Annotated in this window: 1 protein-coding gene; it reads right to left on the bottom strand. The window is 63.9% G+C overall.

The window, feature by feature from the left end; genetic code table 11:
• A partial coding sequence (locus tag HMPREF0178_RS03680) for a PEP/pyruvate-binding domain-containing protein (protein ID WP_009379143.1) occupies window positions 1-3,149 on the bottom strand: 3,149 nt, incomplete at both ends.

The raw sequence follows: 3,149 nt of genomic DNA, 5'->3' as shown, positions 1-3,149 counted from the left end.
CGAGCTTGGCGACATCGGCCTTTCCGGCGGCTTCAAGCAGCTTGACCAGCTTGGCCTGGTGCTGTTCGCCAAGCCACTTGCCAAGGCCGGAAGCCGAGATGTTCAGGGCTTCGGCGGCCGCGAAGTCCTGCTTCGTGCGGTAGTAGGTATCGGGCACGACGGAGGCGGAGGTGATGCCGCTGATGGCCACGAGGCCGCGCAGCACTTCGCTGTTCGCCACGCCCTGGCCGCAGAAGCCGACCTTTTTGCCGAACTTCTGCCCGGAGAAGATGGTCACCAGAATCGCCCAGACCACGGCGGGGTCTTCCTCGTCGTAGATGTGCGAGAGCGAGCTGTTGTCACGGTCGGTGGCCAGCACCATCTGGGTCATGTCGTTGGAGCCGATGGAGAAGCCGTCGAACTCCTGGATGAACTGCCGCGCCAGAATGGCGTTGGAAGGCAGCTCGGACATGAGGATGATCTTGAGGCCGTCCTCGCCGCTGCGCAGGTTGTGCACGGTGTCGAGGTAGCCGCGCATGGCGCGGGCCTGTTCCAGCGTGCGCACGAAGGGCAGCATGAGCTGGAGGTTGTGCGCGCCGTAAGCGGAGCGGGCCAGCTTGAAGGACTCGATTTCCCAGTCGTGGATATCGCGGGATACGCCCCGATAGCCGAGCATCGGGTTGTCTTCGTGATCTTCGAAGAGGTTGCCGCCGAGCAGGTTGCGGTACTCGTTGGTTTTGAAGTCGGTGGTACGGTACACGATGGGCTTGCCGTAGAAGGCCATCGCAAACAGGGCCAATCCCTGAGACAGCGTCTGCACGTAGTGGTCGTGGCCGTTCTTGTGGCCGCGGGCGCGGATGAGCGTGCCGATTTCGCCGGGGATGGAACGCAGCGCGGCGATTTCCTTGGCGAGGCCGCAGCGGGCGCCCACGTCTTCACGCAGCGCGGCGATCTGGCGCATGGTTTCCTGCACCGCCGGGTTGAGCGCGGCGTAGCTGACCTGATTGGCGATTTCCTTTTCGATGGCGGCGCGGCGCGCCTTCACTTCGGGGGAATCACCGGAGAGAGCCAGCCGTTCGGTTTCGTAACCCATGATGATGCGGACGTGTTCGGCCAGATCGGCGGACGTTTCCAGCGTCGTGTAGAAACGTGCGGCACGTTCGGTGTATTCGTCCAGCAGCTTTTCAACTTCGCGCATACGCCGGTACACGGCCATGATTTCGTCGGGATTGCGGAGGTCGTCCTTTTTGCCGAGCTTTTCCAGTTCTTCCGCGAAGCCGGTGATGTTGCCGACGTGTTCGCGGAGGCGGAGATCCAACGACACGAGGCCAGCGTCAAGCTGTTCGCGGATGGTCTTGCGCAACTTGGAATCCAGTTCGCCGATCTTCTTCTGGACGAGGCGTTCCAGTTCGCCGTTGTCGAAGGCTTCCAGCGCAGCGGGGTGTACGCCCACGTTGCCGAGCATGAATTCGGCGCGCAGCAGGCCCACTTCAAAGTCCGGCACGTTGCGGAGGCGGGACAGGAACAGGGCCTGCCCGATGTCCGCGAGCACGAGGCCGACTCGGGTTTTCGTCTGGGGCAGGGCTTCCACGTCCATTTCGCCGCCGACTTCATGCAGCGGGAGCAGGCCGCGGTACACGCGCCCACGGGTGCCGTCGACGGTGACGTCCAGACCGTCCAGAGCCTGAAGGGCCGTGGGGTTCTGGATGCCGATGACTGCGGCGATGCCGAGTTCGCGGGAGGTGATGGCCGCGTGGCTGGTGTCGCCGCCCACGTCGGCGAGGATGGCGGAGGCCACGCGCATACCGGGAACCATATCGGGGTCGGTACGTTCGGCGGCGAGGATTTCGCCCTTGCCCACGCGGTTCAGTTCCAGCGCGGAGCGGAGGAAGCGGACCTTACCCTGTCCGGCGCCACGGGAAGCCCCGTTACCGGTCAGCAATATCTCGGCGGCAGCGGCGGCCTTGGGCTCCACTTCGCGGCGGCGCATGAAGATGGTGTGGGGATGCAGGGCCAGTTCTTCATTCCAGCGGGTTTCGGGGCGCGCCTGCACGAACCACAGCATACCCTTGGAGTCGATGCAGAACTCGGTGTCCATGATCATGCCGTCGTAGGCCTTGCTCACGGCGCGCACGCCCTTGGCGACCTGTTCGGCCTGCGTGGGGGTCAGAGCCCAGAGCATACACTCGCGTTCCGGAACGGGCACTTCCTTGGTGCCGCCGTTTTCGTCATAGACGATCTTCATGGTTTTGCTGCCCATGAAGCGGATCACGACTTCGCTGCCGTCGTCCTTCTGGTAGACATACAGCTTGTCGGGCGTCACGCGGCCGCCCACCACGGCTTCACCGAGGCCGTAGCTGGTGTCGATGCTCACGAGGTCCTTGCGGACGGTCCCGCGGCAACCCGTGGCGGTGTCGGCGCTGAACGCAGTACCGGACACCACCGGATTGATCATGCGCATGATGCACACGGAAAGGGACGTGTTCTCGATGGACCATTCCTTCTTCGCCTGCGCGGCAAGCTCTTCCTGGCCCGTGGTTTCGGACTGGGTCAGCGCATCGAGGATGGCTTCCCGGCGGTAAATCATGGAGCGCAGGTTATAGGCCGAGGCGCAGTCCCACAGGTACGCGGTGGCCACTGCGTCGTCGCCGACCATGTTCAGGAAGGTGTCCTGAAGGCCCGCGAAGGCTTTCTTGCGGGAGTCCTCACCGGCGGCGGAGGAACGCACGGCCACGGGCACGTCGCTCTCCTGCGCTTCGGCGCAGATGTCGCGGTAGGCGGAACGGACGGCCTTGTCGACGCGTTCGGGCAGGGGGCAGGACAGGATGGCGGCCTGCACCATGACGGAACGCTTGCGGAGCTGGTCGATGCCTTCCTGCGAGGAGGCGAAGCCGTCGACCACGTTGTTGACGAACGTGCGCAGGCGGATATGCGGCAGTTCCGGATCGGCTTCGGAAGCCTTGCGGATCTCGGCGGCGACGGAACGCACGAATTTCGGCAGGAACTCGTGATCCTTGGTGACTTCGGGAGAAGTCCAATCGATGCGGTTATAGGCTTCGTCGACCATGGAACGGATCAGCGCCGCGCACACCTTGCATTCGTCGAGCACGATGTGGAACGCCACGGACGAAATGGCGCGGAACTGAGGAATGCGAACGCCCTCAACGCGG

Source organism: Bilophila sp. 4_1_30 (assembly GCF_000224655.1).
Taxonomy (GTDB): domain Bacteria; phylum Desulfobacterota; class Desulfovibrionia; order Desulfovibrionales; family Desulfovibrionaceae; genus Bilophila; species Bilophila wadsworthia.
This window is presented reverse-complemented; position numbering and strand designations above follow the sequence as displayed.